Here is a 21619-nt window from a genome sequence, read left to right on the forward strand (position 1 = left end):
AATTTGAAACCAGCTGTAAAAACCAGACCACACCACGGGATGGCGCAACCTGGTCAATTCAACCAATTCAATACAATAAATTGGTATCAACAAACTTGGCACACTATTGAGTTCTCAAACAACAGACACACCCGGCACCACCACAACCAYTACAGTCGAGGATCGCTCCGGAGCAACTTTTCAAACTTACCCGATCTTGGGAGTGTTTGCAAATTCGCATTTCTGCGATTTACATTCTCTCAAGAAGGTCCCCACCGTTATTTAGCACGCAAATTCGCGAACCATTTTCAGGCTGTTTAGAAGGGGGTCGGTCGCTTTCTTTCCGCATCAGCGGCGGCGACTCGAATTACTTTACACGCCGGGAGGACCCTGCACAAATCCGCCCCCTGAGACGCCTCTTGGCGTCATAATCCCCGGAACCTCGCGGAATCCGGCCGCCCCAACAGCCCCCACAGGCCGGCCGGCCGCCGTCGGACTTTTATGTAGTGGGTCACATGCCTGTCGACCTGCGCGTAGCCACGCCGCAGAGCTGACGTTCGACTGCCGCCATCCCCGCTCTTGAACTCATTGAGCTAGCCGCACCGGCGGCTATCTGTCCCCCAGCAGCGCCTGTACCTGGAGAAGGAACTTCAGGCCACCGGCGGTCAGCTCTTTCTCGGCGAGCGCGAAGCGTGGGCCGGGGACCGTGAGCTGGAGACAATCCAGAGACTCCCGCACCGTGCGGTCGATGTCCCACGCCCAGGATTCCGGAATCGGGTCACCGGACCGATTGACGAAGCCGGAGCCTTCGAGGGCAGTGAAGATGACCTGGTCGCGCAGCATGTAGGAGGGGGCAAATCCCTGAACCAGCCAGTGTGTGGCAAGCCTGGTCATGAGTTTCAAGGCGTCGTTCTGCGGGGCTCCAATCGTCTTAACCATGTAGTCCCAGAGCGCGTCCGGGTCCTCAAGGCCAATCTTGCCCACGGCGCCGAGCACCATCCTGCCGTTGCGCTTTCGCAGCAGCTTCCAGTCCAGCAGGTGCAAGCGGAGGTTGAGCACGTGTGTGGCGTTGAGTTCACGGTTGCCCTTGCCCATGATTTCGTCGTGCCAGCCGAGCTCATCCAGCGTCCCCCGGACCATCGCTGGCTTCAGGAAGCCGCTCTTCGTCAGGTCCAGCCCCTCCCCCGCCGAGCTTTTCAGGAACCACATGATGGGGCGCAGCACGGCATCCCGCTCGGCCGGTGTGAGTGGCCGAGGCCACAGCTGAAGGCTGAGCCGCCCGAGACCCCGCTTGACGGCGTCGAGGTCGAAAGCTGTCACGTCGAATGCCGTGGCCCGTTCGCCGGTGACCTCCGAAAACCAGGTGGCGGCGTTATAGAACTCCGGGTGCCTCTCATCTGAGAGGACCTCCGCCAGACGTCGGTAGCCGTCGGGACCGCCGGAGTCCTCTACTGGGCCGCGGTTGGCGCCCTCCACGCATGTGATGGTCCCCTCCGGGACCAGTGCGGATCCCACTAGTTCCACCTTGTGCGTCCAGTCGTCACCGAAGTCGTATGTGTACTCGAAATCAGCCAGTTCGGTCCCGTGGGGATCTATCAGTTCAGCGAGGACGACGCCGGCGGCCGGCTCCGCGTCGATGCCATCTGCCGCCTCGTCAGGGCCAACAATGACGCGGGGCTGGCCGCTGCGGTCATGGCAGCGGATGCCATATAGGTGGCGGTCCTCCCATCCGAACGCACACTGGATTGCCTCATGGAACTGTGTGACGGTGACGGTCTCCGGCAGAAGGAGACGGCGCCAGATCTCGGGCTGAGTGCCTTGGATGCTGATCCGGAGGTCGTAAGCCGGGACGGTCTGCATGCTGGCCATCTTGCCAGAAGTCCAGCGCCGCTCAAGGCCCAGATGTCGGCGTTGTGGATATCCGAGGCATGCGGCAGCCAGCCTCGCCCCGCGTGGCATACTCGGAGCGTGACGACGTCGTACGCGTTCCGTGCCGAGCTGTGGCACTACCCCGAGCAAGCCGGCTGGCACTTCATCACGTTGCCGCCCGATCTTGCGGAGCAACTCAGGGACGAAACCGCCCCGTTCCGCAAGGGCTTCGGCTCGGTGAAGGTAAGCGCCTGCGTCGCCGGGCAGCGGTGGTCGACGTCGCTCTTCCCGGACAGCAAGAGCAACTCGTACCTTCTACCCGTCAAGAAGGCCATCAGGACCGCGGCCGGCATCCATGCCGGAGACGAGGTTGACGTGGAAGTCGAGCCGGAGTTTCAGGGCTGAGTGCGGCGGCAGTGCGCGGAAAGCGCGGCCAACCTCGATGACCGCCCAGGAACGGCCACCCCCGCCGCGCTATTCACTCGCTGCTACGGCACTGCTAGCTTGACTGGATGGAACGATCTCTGGTCAGGCCGAGGAACCGCAAAATTATCGCCGGAGTGTGCGCCGCCCTCTCGAAGCGCTTCGGTATCTCTAAGACCGTGGTCCGCCTCGGCTTTGTGTTTTTCGGCTTCTTCGGCGTCGGTGAGCTCGTCTACATTGCGCTGTGGATCATCATCCCCAAGGACCGGTAGCGGAAAGTCACCGCGTTGGCGATGCCTCCACGAAGGCCACTTGGGTGGCATATTGCTGATACAGCTTGACGGCCTCGTCGATGTCGATGTGGCCGAAGTTCAGGGAGACCTGCAGCCCCTCAAGCTGGGCGCTGGCGGTCTCGGCCGCGCTCACACGGTCCGCCACCGAACGGGACGTGGCAAAATTCGTGGCCAGCGCCGCGGCAACGGAACAGATCACCGCCAGCAGACACAGCCCGCGCCACACAATCGAGTCGTCGGCCAAGTTGAAGATGTTCGCCACCGCTTCGGTGAACCCCGTGCCCCCGACGGCGGGACCGGCCGTGAGCGAGGCGGCCAGCGCGCTGCCCACAATACTGATGCTCGCCAGGCGCGTGCGCCGCGGCCGCTCCCTGCCGAGGTAGGACTGAAGGTCTCGTTGCTTCTGGTCGATGCGGTTGGACAGTCTCTGCCGCGTATCCGATGTTTCGTCCATGATCTGGTACCAGCTTCCCTCGCCGATCGTGTCCGCACGCCTGGAAAGTGGGGATCCGACTGCCAGCGGTCCACAGGTTCCCTCCGGATTCCCCAGCCGGGGCGGGATCTCCCTGCCCCGTTGCCGCTCTCCTCCCGAAACGCACACGTTTAGGATGCTCCCGCGCCACTGTGGGTGTCTAGACAGGAGGCTCTGCTCACTCGACAGTTTGGCCTCAACCGGAACTAGAAGGCTTGCCGCCGGGATGCCAGCGGCTTTCTGGAGATCGCAGGCAAACTGCGCAGCGGGTTATTGCCTTCGACCAGGCGGACAGCGCTTCGAATCTGATTGTCAGTGACCCGGCGGGGTCGCGTGTCGACCGCGGAGTTAGTCAGCGTGGGCGAGCACGTGCTTGGTGAATCGCCCGAGACGGTCCAGAGTCGTGATAACAGGCTGCTTCGATGTGTCTCGTAACTAACGGTGAATACACCCATTCAGTCAGCGGGTTTCGAGACATGGTTATGGGAATCGCCGACCGCGGAAGTTAAAGCGTCGCCGCCCCGTAAATAGTCCTTGGGTTGATCGGTGGACCACCGGCTTACGGGCAAGTGCTCGTGTCGCCATTGCCCATCCACGCCCACTCGAAGGCACAATTGACAGGCTAACTACTTAGATAGACAATCTAGCCATGACTGATTCGGCCTCTGATCCGCAACCCACAGTAAGCGCGGACTGGCCAAGTGATTGGCTCCGAGCCACACTTGGGTTCCTTGCCCTCCGCGCACTGTCCGCCGGGCCCTCATACGGATACGCAATCATCAGCGAACTCGAACGCCACGGGTTCGGCAATGTAAAGGGAGGGACCCTGTACCCGCTCCTCACCCGATACGAGACGGCCGGCCTGGTAACCACGGAATGGCGCGCCGGCGACGGCGGGCCCGGCCGCAAATACTTCGCACTGACAGCTCAGGGCCGCGCCGAACTCACCCGCCTGAGCGCTGACTGGCTCCGCTTCGCCGTCACCAGCACTCGTTACCTCGACCCCGAGCGGCTCACGAAGGAGATCCCCGCATGACGCAGCAAACCAACGATAAGAAATGGTTCGACCAGCTCGTCTTGGAGTTACGTGTGCGCCAGGTGCGCGGGAGTGCCATCGGAGACACCATCGCAAGCGCCAAGGAGCTCCTCGGCGATACCGGCCAACCGGCCGAGGAAGCGTTCGGGCCAGCCCGGGACTATGCTGCCGCGCTTGAACTCCCGTCCGAGTCGAAGCACGACTGGGTGCGAAAAGCACTCTGGCCGTCACTGCTCGGGCTCCTGGCCTTCCTGCTCTTCAACCAGGCAGTGGTCCCCTGGGCAGGGTCGGAACCGCTGCTGGTTTCACCTGCGCAGCTAGCTCTCCTCACAACACCACTCGTACTCCTGGCCCTCCTGCCGCTCTACCTCGACGCCGTCATGCGGCGCATCTGGGTCGCTATCGGAATCACTGCTGTTTGCGTCGTGGCAGGCCTCCTCTCAGCCTTCGCGACTCCCAAGAGCCGGGCCGAAGCATGGCTAGCGATCGACCCGCTGCCCTGGCTCATAGGAAGCGCTCTCGTCATGGTGGCACTTTCAATCATGAACACCATCCGGTCATCCCACTCTGAGGACGACAACGACATCACCGATCCGCTCACCGGGACGACAGGCAGCGCCGGACGAAGCGCGAGGGCAATCGTTCTGGTAACAAACTGGCTGTTCCCAATACTCGCCATCGCCATGCTCGGCCTCGCGCTGTCATTCCGCTAGATCAGCGGGATACCTGCAACATCCTGTCGCGGTGGGGGATCGGTTAACGGGCACCACGGCGCCCGTTGGGGCGCTGGTGTGATCCGGGCGGTTAGCCGAAGTGTTGGGGATGTCCTTCCCGTGGGCGTAGCGGACGTCTTGCGGACCGGCGTGGAAGCCATGAGATTGGATGACTGACTGCTCTAATGTTTTGATGACGTCACAGAAACTGACTGCCCCCTCGAAGGCCGGCGCTGGTGATCGGGTTGCGATTCTCTCTCCAGCATTTGCGGCACCAGCCGTCTCGGAGGCTGTTCACGAGCAGGCTATGAAGCGACTGACGGAAACCACCGGGCTGATACCAGTCGAGTACGCAACCACAAGGCAACTGGGCGCAAGCCCCCAAGCCCGGGCTGCTGACATCACTGCCGCGTTCGCCGACCCCACTATCCGGGCAGTACTTGCGACCATCGGTGGCAACGACCAAATCACCGTCATCAAGCACATCGATGCCGAGGTCATCGCCGACAACCCGAAGCCGTTCCTCGGCTACAGCGACAACACGAACCTGCACAACTTCCTGTGGGGCCTCGGGATCCCCAGCTACTACGGCGGTTCCACGCAGGTGCACCTGGGAGCAGGTCCACGCGTGGATGACGTGCACCTCGTCTCGCTTCGCGCCGCACTAATCGACGGCGGAACCATCGAGCTTACCGATCCGGAAGAGTCAGAAGACTACGGCATCTCCTGGACAGACCCCCGCGCTCTGACCCAATTCGGTGTCCGCGAGGCGACGGAACCGTGGGCCTGGTCCGGTCCGAAGTCTGTCGTGGAAGGACGATCGTGGGGCGGTTGCCTCGAGGTGATTGACCAGATCGCGGTGGCTGACCGGATGCCTGCTGTGGGCGACCTCGAAGGGGCGGTCCTGCTATTCGAGACTAGCGAGGAACTGCCTGCCGCGGACGAGGTGAAGGGATGAGTGCGGGCCCTGGGCGAGAGGGGAATCCTCGAAGCCGCCGCCGGCGTATTGGTCGCCCGCCCACCAGTCAGCCGGTTAGGGGCACCTGTTCCGGCAGCGGACGAACGAGCCCGACTACGCGCCGAACAGCGCGAAGCGATCATCGGGCAGATCAGCGCGTACAACCCGGACGCCGTCATCTGCGTCGGAGTTCCCTTCGGCCACACCCGACCCCGATGGATCCTTCCCCACGGAGGATTGATCCGGCTCGACGGAATCACCAAAACAATTACCGCTGACTACAGCTGAGGCGCCCGGTAAAGGATCACCTTTCGGACGCCTTAGCGAGTCGCACGGCTCATGGGATGCTGTTACTCATGGAACCCTTGGGAATGGAACGCCGCGTCATCGAGGCGGCCGAGGCGCTGGCTCGATCGCTCGGTAACGACCCAAACCACACCGTGGCAGCCGCCGCCATGGACACCAACGGCCGGATACACACAGCTGTGAATGTCTATCATTTCACCGGCGGACCCTGCGCCGAGCTTGTCACGCTGGGGGTTGCCGCAACCGCCGAAGCTGGTCCATTGGTCGCGATGGCAGCCGCAGGCGATGGAGGACGTGGTCTCATTTCGCCGTGTGGCCGCTGTCGGCAGGTGATGCTCGATCTGCACCCCGATATTCTTGTCGCGGTGCCAACCGTTGCTGGTCCCCAGATGCACTCTATCGCCAAGCTCCTTTCGGACACATACTTCTTTCCAGATGCGCAGGCCGAGCGAGTGTTCCGGTTCAACCGGCGCTACTATGACGCGGTCGCAAGCGGACGGAAAACCTCTTCGGTCCGCTGGGACGAGCGGATTGCAGTTGGGCCTGCGATTTTCTATTTCGAGGATGATGCGGAGTGTCCACCACTGCGTGGGAAGATCCTTGAGATCCAGCGGTACCGGATTAATGACCTAACTCCCGAACGACTCCGCCTTTCTAACGGTGGAACAGTCGAGGGCTACCTCGAAGGTCTTCGACGGCACTACCCGGCTATGCCGGCCGACGCATTCGTCGACGTCGTGGACTTTCACGTAGCTTCGTCCGACCCCGATCATGCCGAGGACGCACAGAACGCCACCGCCCGGTGAGCGATCGGCTTGCGGGCACCTATGCATCGACGCGGACGTAATCCCCTTTATCATCTCGTGCACGAGATGACGCTAAATTCTCTATGACGCGGGACACATTCATGGAATTGCCGACTTCGTAGAGACTCCGCCAGCTGAGCTGTCCGCTGTCCGCGGTGCGCGCTCGTCGCTACGGAGCGTGGTAAACGTAGAGGTCGCGGAGCAGCGCGATCTCGGCTCCGTGGTGCAGGACCTCCTGGTTCTCCCACCACACGATCGACGGAAACGTCTCCTCGGCATCGCTGCCGTACGGGTAGCTGCTTAGCCCGGTCCGGTCATAGTCGGACTCATCGACACTGAGTAGTACCCGGCGCCAGTCGGCTGCGGCCTGCCGGAACCTCTCGATAGCGCCGGCTGCATCTGGTCGTGATTCGTACGTCGCCCGATCGAACGTTCGGTCGCCCCCGAGGTGGTTGGATCGGCCCAACAGCGTCTCGGAGATGTGGTCAAGCCGCCAGGCGATCGTCGTGAGGGGCGGAGGCCACGGACTTTCGGGGGCGCCGTCACGCCCCCACTGACCCGCGCCGATGAGCTTGACGGCGCCCGGTCCGGGCCCATCGGCGCGCCTCCGTACCGACCAGCACGCGTCGACCGGTTCCCAGAGGTACTCGGCGTCCGTCAGTACCGGTACGTCGACGTCGCTGTCATCACCCGAGTTGCTGGTGGGCCCGGCGAGGCGAGTGAGAAGTCGTTCCGTCGCCCAGTCGTACTGCTCGAGCAGTGGCTTGAGGCGCTGGTTGGTCATCATGGCATGCAGCCTATACTCCACGAGATGCCGTTAGGCGCCTACGCACGGTCGATGTTCGTCTTCGGGGCATCTGCTGGCTGTCCACGACCAAGTGCCCGCCAAGGGATCCCCTTACGGGCCGCATACAAACATCAGGACTGACTGGACTGAATCGCCGCAATAGATGGCGGCTTTATCGCAGCAATAAATGGCGTCCTCATCGCCCGTAAATCGGGCGTCTGCCGGGGCGGGGGCTGTTCGGCGATGTCGTCGGATTAGGCTGTAGCTGTGAGCGAACCACTGGACGAGGGGCCGTTTTTTCACGGCACAAAAGCCGACCTCCGGGACGGTGATCTGCTGAGGGCGGGCTTCAGGTCGAACTACCGTCCCGAAGTCGTGATGAATCACATCTATTTCACCGCTCTTCCGAACGGTGCGGGACTCGCTGCCGAACTCGCGGCGGGTGAGGGCGCCCCGCGCGTCTACGCCGTCGAGCCGACCGGGGCATTCGAGGACGACCCGAACGTGACCGACAAGAAATTCCCCGGCAACCCCACCCGGTCATATCGCAGCAGTGCCCCGCTCAGGGTCGTCGGCGAAGTCACCGACTGGACACGCCAGGCGCCTGAAGCGCTACAGGCGTGGAAAGAACGCCTGGCAGCACTCCGTGCGGACGAGCGAGGCGAAATCATCAACTGACGAGGATCACGCTCCTTCACGGGCACAGAACGTAAGCGGACCCCCCGGGAGGGCGACCGCATCAGGGTTCGCCGCCGTCAGCTCGGGTTTGGCCCATGCCAGGACTACCGTTGCCCTGGTTGCCCACGGGACTTGTTCGATTGAGTCCCAGCTCCCCACTAGAGCTAATCGGCCCGACTCGGTAGCGTGCGGTGCATGGCCATTAAACTTGAGAACGTCGGCATCGCCGTTCGGGACATAGAAGCAACGATCGCCTTTTTCACCGACCTCGGTCTCACGGTCGTCGGCCGTGACACGGTCAGTGGTGAGTGGACCGATACTGCCGTGGGCCTTGATGGCAACCATGCCAAAATTGCGATGCTCCAGACCCCGGACGGTCACGGCCGCCTTGAGCTCTTCGAGTACATCCACCCCGAAGCAATCGAGTCGAGCCCCACTCGTCCCAACGAGATTGGCATGCACCGCGTCGCCTTCTCAGTCGACGACATTGACGAAGCCCTTGAGATCGCCGCGAGGCACGGCTGCCGGCCGCTACGCGGCGTGGCGACCTACGAGGACGTCTACAAACTCACGTACGTCCGTGGTCCCAGCGGCATCATCGTGATGCTCGCCGAGGAATTGAAGACGAAGAACTGACGCCCGGACCGGCGTGGCGCCCCTGGTTTGGTGTCGCGCAACCCCAGCGCCTCGTAACCTATGCGTTGTGAAACGCGTGCTCCGCCATGGGGCGGCTGGTGGTGGATGTACTTCCCCGACCGTGCAGAGGAATCGCGCTCAGCGCCTCGTCTCGAACCTGGTCAGGACCACGCCGCCGGGAAACGTCCGCGTCTCCACCAGGTTCAGGTTCACCCAACTGTCCAGCGCAGTGAAGAACGGCGTGCCGCCCCCCACCAGGACCGGATGGGTGGCCAGCATGTACTCATCGATCAGCCCGGCCCGCATGGCGGCCCCGGCGAGCGTTGCGCCACCGACGCTCATCGGGCCGCCGTCCCCGGCCTTGAGCCGGGTGATCTCGGCGATTGCGTCGCCGGTGACCAGGCGGGTGTTCCAGTCGACCTTGTCGATCGTCGACGAGAACACCACCTTCGGCGTGTCCCGCCAGTTCCGCGCGAATTCGATCTCCGCCGGGGTGGCGTTGGGCTGCTGGTCGCCGGTGGGCCAGTAGGAGCTCATGGTCTCCCACAGCTTGCGCCCGTACAGCGTCAGGCTGCTCGCCCGCTCCTGGTCGAGCCACCACTGGAAGAGTTCGTCGCTCGGCCCGCTCCAGCCGATGTCATCGCCGGCCGCGGCGATGTAGCCGTCCAGGGTCAGATTCATGCCGTAGCTCAGTTTCCGCATGGCGCCAGCCTTCCGTCAGTCGGTCTCCAGCTTTTGGTTTAGCACGGCGCGGGAACCTCTGTCGTCCCGCACACGATCAGCAGCATCCTGTCCCTCAAAGCGCCATCGTAACGGCAATGATATGGATGCCATAGCCTTCGGTCCTCGTTTTCACTTAGCCGTCTGGTGAAGGATCCCCAACTGGACGCAATGCCCCAATGACTTCCGTCGTGCAAGAATCACCGCATGGATGAGGATGAGCGGCATGCAAGGGATGAATTGATGATCCTCGATGCCCTTGAACAGGCGATGGATCGGCGTGACGAGGTCTTCCAGATAATTGAGGATTCGGAGGACGCGGACGAAGCAAGGCGCCGGGTGGGTCAGCTGTTGAGTGTGGGAGAGTTGGGCAGCCGGGTAGTCCTCGACATGCAGGTAAGAAGATGGACCCGGGACCAGCGTCAAGCCCTCGCTGCCCGTGCAAAAGAACTTAGATCAAAGTTGCCTGATGGCCGCTGAGGACTACGTGTTCTCCGTCGATTACTGGTCCCTCAGCGCGACGCCACTAGGAAGCAGCTGCTCACGTTATGCCCAGCTAACTCGGTGTCTCGAAACCTTCCCGTCTCGAATCGCTAGCGATGCAAGACAACTCAAAGCCCGGTAAGCGACACCAGGCGATCACAGAACGCCGCCATGAAGCGCTGAACTCCACAAAGGCACCGCACGACGTCGGGACCCCCCGCTTCCAACGCTGGAGGCGGGAGGTCAGGCCCGTGCCGTTACTGCCGTGTGGTTACTGGCGTGTGGCTGCTGGGACTCGGTCAGCGCAGGGACCGCAGAGATGCGTACGGTTCGCTGGGGAGGTTGCCGGCCATCCATGGGCGGGTGGAGCGGACGGGCGGGGTGTGGCCCCGGCCGTCGCGGAACACCGCGAGGCAAGTGGCGACGGCTGCGAAGACCAGGAGTCCGGCGAGCAGGATGGTGGCAAATTCCATGTGAGAAGCACCTCGGGCGAGTGATGGAGTTGGTTGTTGGGGCGGATGATGGATCAGGTTGTTCGGGCCGGGTTCCGGAGTGATCGGTGCGGGTTCGGCCTGCGGTAGTGGTTCAGGTTTCCGGTCCTTTTGTGGTGACAAGTCCAGTTTCCGCGCCCACCGTGTGAGCCACCGTGTGAGGGTTTTTCGCCCGGAATCGTGTGCGTTTCGACGACGGTCATGCGCCCGGATCTGCCCCGCCACATGCCGGCTAGCAGCCTGACCGTCAGCCCCTCCCGCTCCCCCACCAGCGGCGTAGCATGACTGATATGGCCGAGACTTGGATTCGGCTCCTCGGTCCGCCCAGGATCGAGTCCGCTGGCACCGCACCCCGGCAGCCCCGGGGCCGCAAGGCGTGGGCTGTGTTGGCCCACCTCGCGCTTCAGCCGGGCGGCACCGGCCGTGCGCGGACGGCAGCGCTGCTGTTCCCCGACGCCGAGGACCCCCTCGGTGCCCTGCGCTGGAACCTCTCCGAGCTGCGGCGGACCCTCGGAGGGGAATCGGTCGGCGGCGATCCGCTGCGGCTGGTGTTGCCCGCCGGCTGGAACTGCGATGTGGTGGCGGCCCTGGCCCCCAGCAAAGACGCCGACCCCCGTACCTTCGACGGCGAACTCCTGGAGGGCCTCACCTTCGAAGAATGCCCAGCGTTCGAGTCCTGGCTGGAGGACCAGCGGCACCGGCTCGAGAACTGCGTGCTGACGCTGCTGTATGAGGCCTCGCTCGCCGCGCTGGCGGCCGGAAGGGCGGACGACGCCGTCGACCTCGCCACCCGCGCGCTGCACCTGGACCCCTTCAACGCCGACTGCCACGCCGTGCTGATCAAGGCCCTGGTGTCCCTGGGCGAGTACCGGCGGGCGCGGGAGCAGGCCGACAAGTGCCGCGAGCTGTACCGCCGTGAGCTCGGGCTCGGCGTGCCCGCGGAGGTGCGCCGGGCACTGTCCGACGCGGCGCCCCCGGCTGAGCCCGGACTGCCGGCCAGCTCGGCCGCTGTGCGGTCCTACCTCGATGCCGCAGAGGCGTCGCTCTCGGCAGGCTCGGTGGACCGCGGGCTGGAGCAGTTACGCCTCGCGGCCGAGCTCGCGCAACGGACCGGCGACCACCATCTGCTGGCCGAATCCCTGGTCACACTCTCCGGGGCGCTGATCCACCAAGCAGGCGGCCGCGGCGCCGAGGTGGCCGATCTCCTGCACAGAGCTTTACAAACAGAGGCGCTGAAGTCGGAGGAACTGGACCCGGAGCCGCTGTCAAAGGCGCACAATCCCGGCCGGCCGGGGTCGCGGGTGGCGGCCGCGGCGTACCGGGAACTGGGGTACCTGTCCGTGCAACGGGGCATTCCGGACCGCGCGGCCGGCTGGCTGGAACAGGCTGCCCGGGCGGCGGACGGGTTCGATGATGAACGGTCCAGGATCCTGGCCATCCAGGGCATGGCGGCCTCGGACACCGCACATTACGGCGAGGCGCTGGCGGCCCTGGCCGAATCGAGTAGGCTCGCCGCCGCCTCGGGGGGCCGCCGTCTGCTGGCGTTCAGTCAGGCCCTGACCGGCCGGGTGCATCTGCTGCGCGGGGATTTGGAGCCGGCCGCTGAATGCCTGGACCGGGCCCAGGAACTGATCGCGGCCGAGCACTGGACGGCGTTCGAACCCTTTGTCGCCGGACTCCGCGGCGAGACCTTCCTCGCCGCCGGCAAGCTGGAGGACGCCGCTCCGCTGATCGACCGCTCGTGGGTGATGGCCGACGTCGCCGGCGACCACTGCTACCTGACGCTGGCCGCCGGGGCCAAGGCCAGGCTCAGCATGGCGCTGAATGACCAGGCCGAGGCCGAATCCTGGCTGAAACGCGGCCTCGACACCACCCCCTGGTACCTCTGGTACCGGGCGCGGCTGCTGGACACGGCCGCCGAAGTCGCGATCGACGCCGGCTCCCCCGCCGCCGGGGACTACGCCGACCGGCTGGGCACCATGGCCAGCCGCGGCGCCCTGCGCGAACTCCTGGTCCGGGCGCACTCGCACCGTGCGGTCCTGGGCGACACCGCCGCCGCCGAGACCATCCCGTGGCTGGCCAAGGACATCGACAACCCGGCGCTGAACGAGTACCTGGCGCGGCGCGGCCAGCTCTGACGACGTGGCCAAGCCGTGGCGTCTCCGTGTCACCGCTGGGCGGAGGCGAAGATTCCTGCTGACGGGACGGACACCCGGTGCTAGGGTGACGAAATGGCAGCAACCCTGGTTCGTCCCCGGCGTGGCAAGGTCTTCGCCGGAGTGTGTGCTGCCCTCGCCGACCGCTTCGAGGTCCCGCGGGCGTTCGTCCGCGTCGGGTTCATGTTTTTCGGCCTTTTCGGCGTGGGCGAGTTCGTCTATATCGCGCTGTGGATCATCATTCCCCAGGACGATTAGCCCGAGCACGACTTCAGCACAGCGCAGGACTGCCGCACTGAGCCCAGCTGTCATCACTGGAATTGAGTAACCCATCCATGGCCGCTGCCCTGTACCCTAGGATCGCGGTATGGGGCCAACCGAGGACTTGTTCGAAGGGCAACCGTCCGGATTGCCGGAGCCAATGCCCCGGGGCAGGGCCCGGTATCAACCTGCGGCGGGCGAACCGGCCAAGGTCGGGCACGTCGGAGGCTACGCCCCGTTCATCGAATTTTGCACCGGCCGCGGAGTCCGGGCCGAAGAACTGGCCTCGGATCCTGCGCGGCTCATTGCTTTCCTGCGCACGTTCGGCTCTTACTTTGAAAACGACAGCACGCTCAGTGCCGCGGCAGCCGTCTTCGCCGGGAACGCCATCGCGCGCCTGCGACCGGACGCGCAGTGGACAGCCTACGAAGGCGCATCTCCCACGGTGGGAAACCGGCACCGGCAGTTCGACGTCGACCGTCTGCTGGTGGCTGTGCGCAGCGCGGACGAGGAATCATTGCGCGGGTTCGTTTCCGCGCTTTTGGACTGGGCCCGGGAGGAAGTGGATGCGTCCCCAGCCGTGCAGCCCGTCCCAGTACCACCGACGGCAGGACAGCCCCGCTATGTCCGGCCGAACCTGCCGACGACCACCTACTACTCTGCGGACGGGGAACCCATTCCCTACGGCCGGCAGTGGGGCGCTGAGGGGCCCGATCCTGATTCCTACAGCGTGGACAGCCACCCCGAGCGTTTCGCCGGACTTCACGTCGTCGCGCATGCCCTGATGGACCATCTGGCTACCGCGTACGACGTCGAGGTCCATGAGGATCCGGCCCATGCCAGGGACCTGCTGATCGACGTCCGGGACGTGCTGCACGCGGTCCGGGTCACCCCGCGGCGTTCCGGAGCGGCGGCACTGACGTTTGTGCTGACCGGCTATCCGGGCGTCGTGGTCCACGCCGGCGTGCTGCACGACTTCCCGTTTCCCGTGTGCGGCTGCGACGCATGCGACGAAACGGCTGAGACAACGGCGGACCGGATGGAGCGGCTGGTGCTCTCGGTCGCGGCCGGGGGATACGCCGAACGCTACCCGGTGGGCAGCCGGCGGTGGAGCGAATACGCACTCACCGCGTTCGACGGCTCCGGCTCGGAAAGCGGGAGTGGCGAACCCGGCCCTGTCGCCGCCGCCCGACTCCACGACGCAGAGACCCGGCTTCGGGATGTAACCGGCCCATGGGGTCCGTGGCCGCTGCGCGGGAGCTGACCGTCGACGGCGGTAGCGCGCCAGCGGACCAAAAAGCGCGTCACCGCTCCGGCTGCAGTTCCTTGCTCCAAAGCACTGTGCCGTTGGCGTTGCGGAGGCTCACGGTGAAGAGGTCGTCCTCGCCCAGGTCCACGTGGCCGAAGTACTGGCTTTCGCCGCTGCGCGGGGATTCGTTGGCGTAGGCGCCGGCCTTGAAGAAGGCGACCTCGGGTCCGAAGGTGCCGTCCAGGGCGTTGGGCCCGAAAGTGCCGGCGTTGATGGGCCCGGCCACGAATTCCCAGAAGGGGTCGAAGTCGGTGAAGGCCGCCCGCTCGGGCGCGTAATGGTGGGCGGCGCAGTAGTGCACGTCGGCCGTGAGCCAGACAACGTTTTTAACACGATTGCGCTTGAACGCGGAAAGTACTCCGGCGATCTCGAGTTCCTTGCCCAAGGGGGCGCCGGCGTCGCGGTTGGACAGCGATTCCTGGTTGACGGGCCCGTCCGGGACGACCACACCGAGCGGCAGGTCGTTGGCGATGACCTTCCAGGTGGCCTTGGACTTGCTGACCTCCTTGATCAGCCAGTCGGCCTGTTCCTGGCCGAGGATGTGCATCAGCTGCGGTTCCTTGCCGTCCGTGTTGGGGTCCTTGAAGCTGCGCATGTCCAGGCAGAAGATGTCCAGCTGCGGTCCGCGGGCAATCTTGCGGTAAATGCGGGCGGGTTCGAAGCCGGTGCTGCGCGCGGTGAAGCGGTTGCCGAGGCCGGCGATGGGCTGGTATTCCTGCCAGGCCCGGCGGCCGCGGGCGGCGAGGACGTCCACGCGGCGTTCGGTGTAGCGGCTGTCGGTGAGGATCTGGCCCGGGTACCAGTTGTTGTGGGTTTCGTGGTCGTCCCATTGCGCAATCACGGGCACCTCGGCGTAGAGCGCCCGGACGTTCTTGTCCATCATGTTGTAGCGGTGCCGGCCACGGTACTCGTTGAGCGTCTCGGCCACCTTGGCGACCTCCTCGGTGACGAGGTTGCGCCAGATCTGCCCGTCCGGCTCGGTGACTTGGGCGGTGATGGGCCCGTCGGCGTAAATGGTATCGCCGGAGTGGATGAAGAAGTCCGGCCGGGTGGCGTGCATGGCAGCGTAGCCGCGCATGCCACCGATGTCCTCGTTGATGCCCCAGCCCTGGCCGGCGGTGTCTCCCGACCAGACGAAGCTCTGGCCGCGGGAGTGGCGCCCGCTGCTGAGCAGGCCCCTGCCGGGGGCGGTGCTGAAGGAGCCCTGCACGGTTTCGCCGGCGTTGCCTTCGGCGTCCTCGAAGTACATGCTGACGGCGAAGCGTGTCCCGGCGGGCAGGAGGTCGGCGTCGATCCGGGCGGTGAAGTCCGTGTCCGCCATGGCGGCGCTCCCCCGCAGCACGCGCTGGAAGGCGCGGCCGCCGCGGAGCGGGGACCCGCCGTCGTCGACCGCAAGCAGGCTCGCCACCAGCCGTCCCGGGCCCGACGCGCGGGACCACAGCACGCCGGAGCCGCTGGTGACGTCGCCAGTGGCGATGCCGGACGGAAGGGTCAGGCGGTTCCGGACCAGCGGGATGGCGGAGGGCCGGGCGCTTGCTTGGGCTGCGCTTGCCTGAGCGGGCACGACGGCGGCTGCGGCCGTGGCGGCGAGGGCACCTTTGAGGACATTGCGGCGGGTGAAGGAAGTCATGCAGCCAGCCTTGACGGCCCGGGTGAACCGGCGGGGACGGGGGCGTTAACACCGTCCGATGGCAACGAGATAATCTGAGGACTTAAACAAAAAGCAGGGCCCGTCCGAAGACGGGCCCTGCTCGAAACCTAACGGTCCCGGGTATCTAAAAGGAAATTAGATAGCCTGGATGTTGGTGGCCTGGGGACCCTTGGGGCCCTGCTCGGTTTCGAAGGAGACCTTCTGGTTCTCTTCGAGGGAGCGGAAGCCGGAGGAGTTGATCGCAGAGTAGTGTGCGAAAACGTCCTGTGAGGAGTCATCGGGGGAAATGAAGCCGAAGCCCTTTTCAGCGTTAAACCATTTGACGGTACCAGTAGCCATTATTTTTGTCCTTCGTGAAGGTGGAGGAACTGTCCCGACTTTCGGGTCCTCCTGTTTGGGGTGCTCAAAACCGCTGCTTCAGAAGAACATGGGCTTTCGACCATGCGTACTGCCTGAACTACGAACTGCATAAACACAACAACAGGATCAACCATACAGGAGATTCCGGACACGATTTACCACGGCCCCGTCGAGCCATCGTCCGCGGCCGTCCGCCCGGCACCGCGCCGGCCGTCCGCGCGCCTCGCCTGGGCCGCGCCCGGCCGCAGGCATATCCTGCAGGAAGACCAGTCCGTGCCCGTCAGTTACCGGAGGAAGACCCATGGAAATGCCGAAAGCGTCCGACGCCGACAAGGAGCACTTCCGCTCGGTGCTCCCGGACCATCCCGAGGTGGTCATCAAGCCGATGTTCGGAAACCTCGGGGCGTTCGTGCACGGGAACATGTTCGCCGGCCTCTTCGGCCCCACCATCGGCGTGAAGCTGGCCGAGGCGGACAAGGAGCTACTGGAAGGCAGCGAGCGGACCGTTCCGTTCGGGCCGCCGGAGCGCCCCATGGGTGGCTACACCGGACTGCCGGAGGTCTGGAACGCCGAGGGCTCCGGCGATGAGGCGCGGGCCAAGGCCTGGGTGGAGAAGGCTTATTCGTATGTGGCCGGACTGCCGCCCAAGGAGCCGAAGGTTTCTAAGCCCCGGCCGAAAAAGGTAGAAGGCTAGGGCAGGACAACGTTCACGAGTTCTGACCGGCTGCCGGTTTCCAGGTCCTCGGTAAGGGCCAGCGCACCGATCTGGGGGCAGTGATACTTATACTCCCGAGAGTTCTTTTCCAGCGGCGTCCAGTCGTAGACCTTGACGCAATCGGTGTAGGTGCCGGACTTGGTGGAGACGGTCTCGCCGGTAGCTACGGTGTCCCGCATGTCTTCCGCGTGACCAACGTAAAATTCCTGCCTGTAGGAGTCGCCAGGCCGCTGCTCCGCCTTCATCCAGATGCCGGCTTTAGCCCCGTCCTTTCCATGGCGAAAGCTACCTGCGTGGTGCACCAATATCCCATTTAGGTAGTTGTCCACGTCCTCGCCGAAATACCAGACGTCGCCGTTTTTGTGTTGCGCCAGGTAATCCCGGGTTTCCTCTACCAGCTGCCCGTTCTTGTACTCCTTATCCAGATAGACCACAGTCTCAACACCCGCTATGTTCACGGTCTCCGGCAGGATTTCGATCTCGATCCTCTCGGTGACTTTTCCGTGCTGCATGGTCTCGTACGTCAGTTTTTTGCCGACCGGGAGGGCGAAGTACTTGTTGGTGATTTCAGTGGTGAAATCTGCTGGGTTGATCTGCGGGTTGTAGTCCGCGGCCTTGCTCTTGCTTGCGTTGTCGAAGACAAACAATGTCACCCCGCCGACAACCAGCACCAAGGCGATCACACCAAAGAAAATTTTGGTTCGCCGATTCATGACCGTTCCCACTCCTTCTGAGTAGAAATTCCTGTCGGGGTCAGAGCGCCGTTGCTGCCCATGGCCATACGAAAAAGACTTGCCCATGGCCATAGGAAAAGATAGGGCAGTCCGCCCTGAACCAGAACACCCTCGGCTAACACCGCGATTGGACGAGCACCGCCTGCCGTGGCGCCAGCGAAGGTACGTTCCGTCTCATCTGCCGGCGCCCGTTTCGGGTCGTGGTGACTTCTCCTCCACAGAAAATGTCCGCGGCTCCCTCTAGAGTGAACAGAGGATGTGAGACGGGCGACACCACGAGGACCGGATGGACTACTACGCAATCAACGCCCTGCGTGAAAGCCATGCAGGCTGGTCTCTGCTGCGCGCACAGAACGGGCCGCTCGCCGTCTTTTTTTCATGGCCGCCTTCACCGGCCCCAACCAGCGCAACCTTGGCCGCCAGCAGCTCATCGACAGCCTGGACGATGTGCTGTTCGGCCTGCGGGATGCCTACGGCGAGGACAAGTTTCCGCGCCAGGCCCGTGGCCAGCGTGCTGATGGATGAGGCAACGTTCCTCGCCCACCGGGATGCCTGGGGCAGGGAGCCGTCGCCGTCGAGGGCTGCACTGACCCGGTTGACCACCGACGAAGCCGCGCTGTACCAGGCGCTTGGCAATGACAACTACGGACCAGCCGTCCGCCTCGAACAGGAACTGATCCGCTGGGACTGGGCTCTGGAACGGCTTCGTGGCTGAACCAATCAATGCCCCAGCCCAAGAAAGACGGCAAGGGCCTGCTCAACGGCAGCCATGGTCTTGGAATCGATTCTGCCTATCCGCTGCCCGAGGTTGGCGCGCCGCACTGTTGTGAGCTTGTCCACCATGATCTGGCTGGGTTGCTTCAAGCCGGTGAGCTGCCCGGGGTCAACGGCCAGCCTCAGCAGCGAGGCATCCGTCAAGTGAGTCGTTAGCGGCAGAAGGGTGACTGACTCCGAGGCCGCAAACAGGTCATCCTGGATGATGAGTGCTGGCATGGGCTTCTGCGCATATGTTCCCCCCGAAACCGTCCACAGCTCACCGCGATTCACTCCGGCCAGTCTTCCGCAATCTGTTCGATGAAATCTTGGTCGTCGCTGGCATGGTCGGAGGCCGCGACTGCCAGCGCTTGCCGCCGGGCCTCACGCCTAAACTCCTCTGTCCGCGTATCCGGAACCCACATCTGAATCTGCCGGAAGCCCCGCTCCCGCATGGCAGCTCGGTGCCGTGCTACACGATCTCTGACGCTCATGAGTCAATGTTACATGTAACACCACCCAGGGGCCCGCGGTATTTGCCGTCGCCCTGCCTGTCGCAGTTGCAGGCTGCCACCAGTGCGGCGGCAGCCTGCAACCACAACCCCTATCACTCCGAGGAGGCGACCACGTCGGAGCAAAACGCCTTGAGCTTGCTGGTCATCCCCGTCTTCAGGCGTACAGAGCAGTTAAACGCCCTAGGCCAGGGAGTCGCACAGATTCCTCTGCTTTCCTGAGGCGCTTTGGAATGTGGACTTTCCGTTCGCGTCGTTCGTGATCACAGCCCTACCGGTGTAGAGAATCGTGCGGGCACCACCCGTATCTGTCGGGAAGAAAATAAACACATTTTGACCCGTCAGGGTGAACGTGGTCGTTCCGGTGGCGGGGGGCTTCGGCGCCAATGTGTGTGTCACGGATCCGTTCGTGGGCACCGTGATGGCCTTGCCTGTTTTCACGTTGGTAAAGGTCAGGATGAAGCCGTTCCCGCCTGCAACCGTGCGTATGAAACCGTTCTTCTCCCGGGTCACCTTCACCCTCTGGTCGCCTTTGGTGCCGCTCACGGTGATGTCAAACCCTGGGCAGCCAGGAACGGGGTCGGAGGTCGGAAAGTCGGCGGCGGAAGCCGGTTGTGCTCCCGCGAGCATCAGGGCCGTAAGCATCGCAGCAGGCGCAAGGCGCCGCATCGTCTTGTTCATGATTTTTCTCCATCGAGTAAGAAGCTGGGCTTCTTCATTGATGGCGCGCCACCAAGCATCGGAGGAGAACGCGCGCCGATAACCGTACGGGTCATGCCCTGACTGCCACCCCCCAGAGTGGGCTGCGTACAATTTGCAGGCCGAACACGGCCGAGGCATCAGAGCGTACCCCGGTGTTCGAAAGTTCGGCAAGGCTAAGGGCGCCATGTCTAGTCGTACTTGTCGTGACAGCTTCTGCCCTTGTCCAACATCGTCCCGACACCGAGGTTCTCGTTGCAGGGGCTTGATGCCGTGGGTGGCGGCGCAAGGTTTGCGACGGTTGCCGCCCGCAGCGGAGCGACCCCGCGCCGTCGTCGGGCACCTGTACGTGGCGATGCTGCGGGCATATCCTGCCAACAAAGCCAGCCCTGCATCTTGGCTACGGGAGAAGAACCATGGAGACCCCGACGGCCGCCCGACACGCGGCTCCGCACAGCGTCAACACCCTGATCGTCGGGGCCGGGCAGGCCGGTCTGGCCACCAGCTATTGGCTCACCCAACAAGGCGTCGAACATCAGTTGCTGGAACGGCGCGAAACGCTGGGCGGGGCGTGGCAGGACCGGTGGGACGCATTTTGCCTGAACACGCCGAACTTCTCGCTCGCGCTGCCCGGCATGCCGTATGACGGCCCCGCCCCGGAAGCATTCATGCTGCGAGATGACCTCATCGAGCATTTCCGGCACTATGCGGAGCGCATCGACGCTCCTGTCCGAACGGGTGCGGATGTCACGCGTATCGCGCCCGCGGAGGGCGGCGGCTTCAGCGTGGCCACAACCCAGGGCGAATGGCGGGCCAGGAACCTGGTGCTCGCCACCGGCGGCTACCAGAGGCTGAAAATCCCTGCCTTGTCGGCGCAACTGCCCGGCCACATCCTGCAACTTCACACCGACAGCTACCGCAACCCGGGCCAACTGCCGGACGGTGCCGTGCTCATCGTGGGCACCGGCCAGTCCGGCGGCCAGATCGCCGAGGAACTGCTCGCCGTCGGCCGCGAAATCCACCTGGCGGTATCCACGTGCCCGGAAGCACCGCGCCGGTACCGCGGACAGGACCTCCTCTATTGGATGATGCAGCTCGCAGAATTCGGCCCCGACTACGGACTGAACGGCCTCACCGTGGGGCAGCTGCCCTCCCCCGCGGCGAGGTTCGCCTGCAACCCGCTGGTGTCCGGCGCCGACGGGGGCCACGACATCCACCTGCGGGACCTCGGCCGCCGCGGCGTCCGGCTGCACGGCCATCTGGAAGCAGCCGACGACGGCGACCTCGTCTTCAGCGATGACATTCCGGAACGCCTGGCCCTGGTGGAGGCGGCGTTCTACCAGCGGATGAAGCCGATGTTCGACAGCTATATTGCCGCCACCGGCATGTCCGCACCGGAACCGGAGCCGCCGCGCAAGGACGACTGGCTTCCCTCGGAGCCGGCGCGGCTGAACCTCGAAGCCGCCAACGTCACCTCGGTCCTCTGGGCCACGGGCTACCGGCTGGACTTCAGCATCCTGGACATCCCGGTACTGGACGAATGGAACTACCCCCGGCACCACCGCGGCGTCACCGAACACCCGGGCTTGTACGCCGTCGGGCTGCCGTGGCTGACCGGGCACGGCTCGTCCATCGTGGCGGGCGTGGGCCGCGATGCCGAATACATCGCGCAACACATCGCGGCGAACATTGGGAAGGACGCCGCCGCCCGGTGACGGCGCGTTCCAGAAGGGTGGCTACCCCGCGCCAGGCCCGTAAGTCCACTGGCGCGGCGAGGCCGGCCGAGCTGAACCATTCCCTGGCCCATCCCTGGACCGAG

The 21619-nt window shown here is 64.3% G+C and carries 26 protein-coding genes and 1 pseudogene; 16 read left to right on the forward strand and 11 right to left on the reverse strand.

Annotation, left to right across the window (positions count from 1 at the left end):
• Positions 1-588: 588 nt before the first annotated feature.
• Positions 589-1839, reverse strand: a complete 1251-nt coding sequence (locus AC1DEM_RS20100; protein WP_476886052.1) for a plasmid pRiA4b ORF-3 family protein — start codon at positions 1837-1839, stop codon at positions 589-591.
• A gap of 108 nt (positions 1840-1947) precedes the next feature.
• Between AC1DEM_RS20100 and AC1DEM_RS20105 the strand changes: the two genes are divergently transcribed.
• On the forward strand, positions 1948-2253 hold the full coding sequence (locus AC1DEM_RS20105; RefSeq protein ID WP_476886053.1) for a DUF1905 domain-containing protein: 306 nt from the start codon (positions 1948-1950) through the stop codon (positions 2251-2253).
• 107 nt (positions 2254-2360) lie between these two features.
• Complete coding sequence (locus AC1DEM_RS20110; protein ID WP_476886054.1) at positions 2361-2543, forward strand: PspC domain-containing protein; 183 nt, start codon at positions 2361-2363, stop codon at positions 2541-2543.
• Positions 2544-2550: 7 nt separating this feature from the next.
• Here AC1DEM_RS20110 and AC1DEM_RS20115 read toward each other — a convergent pair whose 3' ends face one another.
• Positions 2551-3018: a hypothetical protein gene (locus AC1DEM_RS20115; RefSeq protein WP_476886055.1), complete on the reverse strand. Its 468-nt coding sequence runs from the start codon at positions 3016-3018 to the stop codon at positions 2551-2553.
• A gap of 667 nt (positions 3019-3685) precedes the next feature.
• Between AC1DEM_RS20115 and AC1DEM_RS20120 the strand changes: the two genes are divergently transcribed.
• The 4 genes and pseudogenes from AC1DEM_RS20120 (at position 3686) to AC1DEM_RS20135 (ending at position 6855) form a co-directional block, all read left to right on the forward strand.
• Positions 3686-4072, forward strand: coding sequence for a PadR family transcriptional regulator (locus tag AC1DEM_RS20120; protein ID WP_476886056.1), 387 nt, complete (start codon positions 3686-3688; stop codon positions 4070-4072).
• Positions 4069-4785, forward strand: coding sequence for a hypothetical protein (locus tag AC1DEM_RS20125; RefSeq protein WP_476886057.1), 717 nt, complete (start codon positions 4069-4071; stop codon positions 4783-4785). Before AC1DEM_RS20120 ends, AC1DEM_RS20125 begins: the two co-directional genes overlap by 4 nt.
• 193 nt (positions 4786-4978) lie before the next feature.
• A pseudogene (locus AC1DEM_RS20130) lies at positions 4979-6031 on the forward strand (S66 family peptidase).
• 68 nt (positions 6032-6099) lie between these two features.
• Positions 6100-6855 (forward strand): ASCH domain-containing protein, encoded by a 756-nt coding sequence (locus tag AC1DEM_RS20135; RefSeq protein ID WP_476886058.1) that lies wholly within the window; start codon positions 6100-6102, stop codon positions 6853-6855.
• 169 nt (positions 6856-7024) lie between these two features.
• Here AC1DEM_RS20135 and AC1DEM_RS20140 read toward each other — a convergent pair whose 3' ends face one another.
• The gene (locus tag AC1DEM_RS20140; RefSeq protein ID WP_476886059.1) at positions 7025-7642 is read right to left on the reverse strand and encodes a DinB family protein; all 618 of its coding nucleotides are present in this window, start codon (positions 7640-7642) and stop codon (positions 7025-7027) included.
• Positions 7643-7909: 267 nt separating this feature from the next.
• On the opposite strand from AC1DEM_RS20140, the gene arr reads away from it, so the two are divergent.
• Together arr and AC1DEM_RS20150 are read left to right on the forward strand one after the other, a co-directional pair.
• On the forward strand, positions 7910-8320 hold the full coding sequence (gene arr / locus AC1DEM_RS20145) for an NAD(+)--rifampin ADP-ribosyltransferase (RefSeq protein WP_476886060.1): 411 nt from the start codon (positions 7910-7912) through the stop codon (positions 8318-8320).
• Between the two features lie 195 nt (positions 8321-8515).
• Positions 8516-8956, forward strand: a complete 441-nt coding sequence (locus AC1DEM_RS20150) for a VOC family protein (RefSeq protein ID WP_476886061.1) — start codon at positions 8516-8518, stop codon at positions 8954-8956.
• A gap of 138 nt (positions 8957-9094) precedes the next feature.
• Here AC1DEM_RS20150 and AC1DEM_RS20155 read toward each other — a convergent pair whose 3' ends face one another.
• Complete coding sequence (locus AC1DEM_RS20155) at positions 9095-9658, reverse strand: dihydrofolate reductase family protein (protein WP_476886062.1); 564 nt, start codon at positions 9656-9658, stop codon at positions 9095-9097.
• A gap of 225 nt (positions 9659-9883) precedes the next feature.
• On the opposite strand from AC1DEM_RS20155, the gene AC1DEM_RS20160 reads away from it, so the two are divergent.
• On the forward strand, positions 9884-10156 hold the full coding sequence (locus AC1DEM_RS20160; protein WP_476886063.1) for a DNA gyrase subunit A: 273 nt from the start codon (positions 9884-9886) through the stop codon (positions 10154-10156).
• Between the two features lie 302 nt (positions 10157-10458).
• Here the strand turns inward: AC1DEM_RS20160 and AC1DEM_RS20165 are convergent, their stop codons facing one another.
• Positions 10459-10632: a hypothetical protein gene (locus AC1DEM_RS20165; protein ID WP_476886064.1), complete on the reverse strand. Its 174-nt coding sequence runs from the start codon at positions 10630-10632 to the stop codon at positions 10459-10461.
• Between the two features lie 308 nt (positions 10633-10940).
• Between AC1DEM_RS20165 and AC1DEM_RS20170 the strand changes: the two genes are divergently transcribed.
• From AC1DEM_RS20170 to AC1DEM_RS20180, 3 genes are all read left to right on the forward strand, one after another.
• Positions 10941-12788: an AfsR/SARP family transcriptional regulator gene (locus AC1DEM_RS20170; RefSeq protein WP_476886065.1), complete on the forward strand. Its 1848-nt coding sequence runs from the start codon at positions 10941-10943 to the stop codon at positions 12786-12788.
• Between the two features lie 93 nt (positions 12789-12881).
• A complete protein-coding gene (locus tag AC1DEM_RS20175) occupies positions 12882-13064 on the forward strand; it encodes a PspC domain-containing protein (RefSeq protein WP_476886066.1) in 183 nt (60 codons plus the stop codon).
• A gap of 109 nt (positions 13065-13173) precedes the next feature.
• On the forward strand, positions 13174-14331 hold the full coding sequence (locus AC1DEM_RS20180; protein WP_476886067.1) for a DUF6226 family protein: 1158 nt from the start codon (positions 13174-13176) through the stop codon (positions 14329-14331).
• A 40-nt stretch (positions 14332-14371) separates the two neighbouring features.
• Here AC1DEM_RS20180 and AC1DEM_RS20185 read toward each other — a convergent pair whose 3' ends face one another.
• Both AC1DEM_RS20185 and AC1DEM_RS20190 read right to left on the reverse strand, forming a co-directional pair.
• Positions 14372-16006 (reverse strand): alkaline phosphatase D family protein, encoded by a 1635-nt coding sequence (locus AC1DEM_RS20185; protein WP_476886068.1) that lies wholly within the window; start codon positions 16004-16006, stop codon positions 14372-14374.
• Between the two features lie 156 nt (positions 16007-16162).
• Positions 16163-16366: a cold-shock protein gene (locus AC1DEM_RS20190; protein ID WP_011690916.1), complete on the reverse strand. Its 204-nt coding sequence runs from the start codon at positions 16364-16366 to the stop codon at positions 16163-16165.
• Between the two features lie 322 nt (positions 16367-16688).
• On the opposite strand from AC1DEM_RS20190, the gene AC1DEM_RS20195 reads away from it, so the two are divergent.
• Complete coding sequence (locus AC1DEM_RS20195; protein ID WP_476886069.1) at positions 16689-17081, forward strand: TfoX/Sxy family protein; 393 nt, start codon at positions 16689-16691, stop codon at positions 17079-17081.
• On the opposite strand, the gene AC1DEM_RS20200 is transcribed toward AC1DEM_RS20195, so the two are convergent.
• Positions 17078-17815, reverse strand: a complete 738-nt coding sequence (locus AC1DEM_RS20200) for a hypothetical protein (protein ID WP_476886070.1) — start codon at positions 17813-17815, stop codon at positions 17078-17080. The two genes, AC1DEM_RS20195 and AC1DEM_RS20200, sit on opposite strands and share 4 nt — an antisense overlap.
• Positions 17816-18214: 399 nt before the next feature.
• On the opposite strand from AC1DEM_RS20200, the gene AC1DEM_RS20205 reads away from it, so the two are divergent.
• Both AC1DEM_RS20205 and AC1DEM_RS20210 read left to right on the forward strand, forming a co-directional pair.
• Positions 18215-18361, forward strand: coding sequence for a hypothetical protein (locus AC1DEM_RS20205; protein WP_476886071.1), 147 nt, complete (start codon positions 18215-18217; stop codon positions 18359-18361).
• On the forward strand, positions 18354-18551 hold the full coding sequence (locus tag AC1DEM_RS20210; protein ID WP_476886072.1) for a Wadjet anti-phage system protein JetD domain-containing protein: 198 nt from the start codon (positions 18354-18356) through the stop codon (positions 18549-18551). Before AC1DEM_RS20205 ends, AC1DEM_RS20210 begins: the two co-directional genes overlap by 8 nt.
• Positions 18552-18556: 5 nt before the next feature.
• Here the strand turns inward: AC1DEM_RS20210 and AC1DEM_RS20215 are convergent, their stop codons facing one another.
• The 3 genes from AC1DEM_RS20215 to AC1DEM_RS20225 form a co-directional block, all read right to left on the reverse strand.
• Positions 18557-18883: a type II toxin-antitoxin system PemK/MazF family toxin gene (locus AC1DEM_RS20215; RefSeq protein WP_476886073.1), complete on the reverse strand. Its 327-nt coding sequence runs from the start codon at positions 18881-18883 to the stop codon at positions 18557-18559.
• Positions 18880-19083 (reverse strand): antitoxin MazE family protein, encoded by a 204-nt coding sequence (locus tag AC1DEM_RS20220; RefSeq protein WP_091564276.1) that lies wholly within the window; start codon positions 19081-19083, stop codon positions 18880-18882. Before AC1DEM_RS20220 ends, AC1DEM_RS20215 begins: the two co-directional genes overlap by 4 nt.
• 201 nt (positions 19084-19284) lie before the next feature.
• Entirely contained in the window at positions 19285-19782 is a 498-nt protein-coding gene (locus tag AC1DEM_RS20225) for a hypothetical protein (RefSeq protein WP_476886074.1), read from the reverse strand.
• A gap of 434 nt (positions 19783-20216) precedes the next feature.
• Between AC1DEM_RS20225 and AC1DEM_RS20230 the strand changes: the two genes are divergently transcribed.
• Entirely contained in the window at positions 20217-21515 is a 1299-nt protein-coding gene (locus tag AC1DEM_RS20230) for a flavin-containing monooxygenase (protein WP_476886075.1), read from the forward strand.
• The last annotated feature ends 104 nt before the right edge of the window (positions 21516-21619 follow it).

This window comes from Arthrobacter sp. 05T420 (assembly GCF_056396305.1).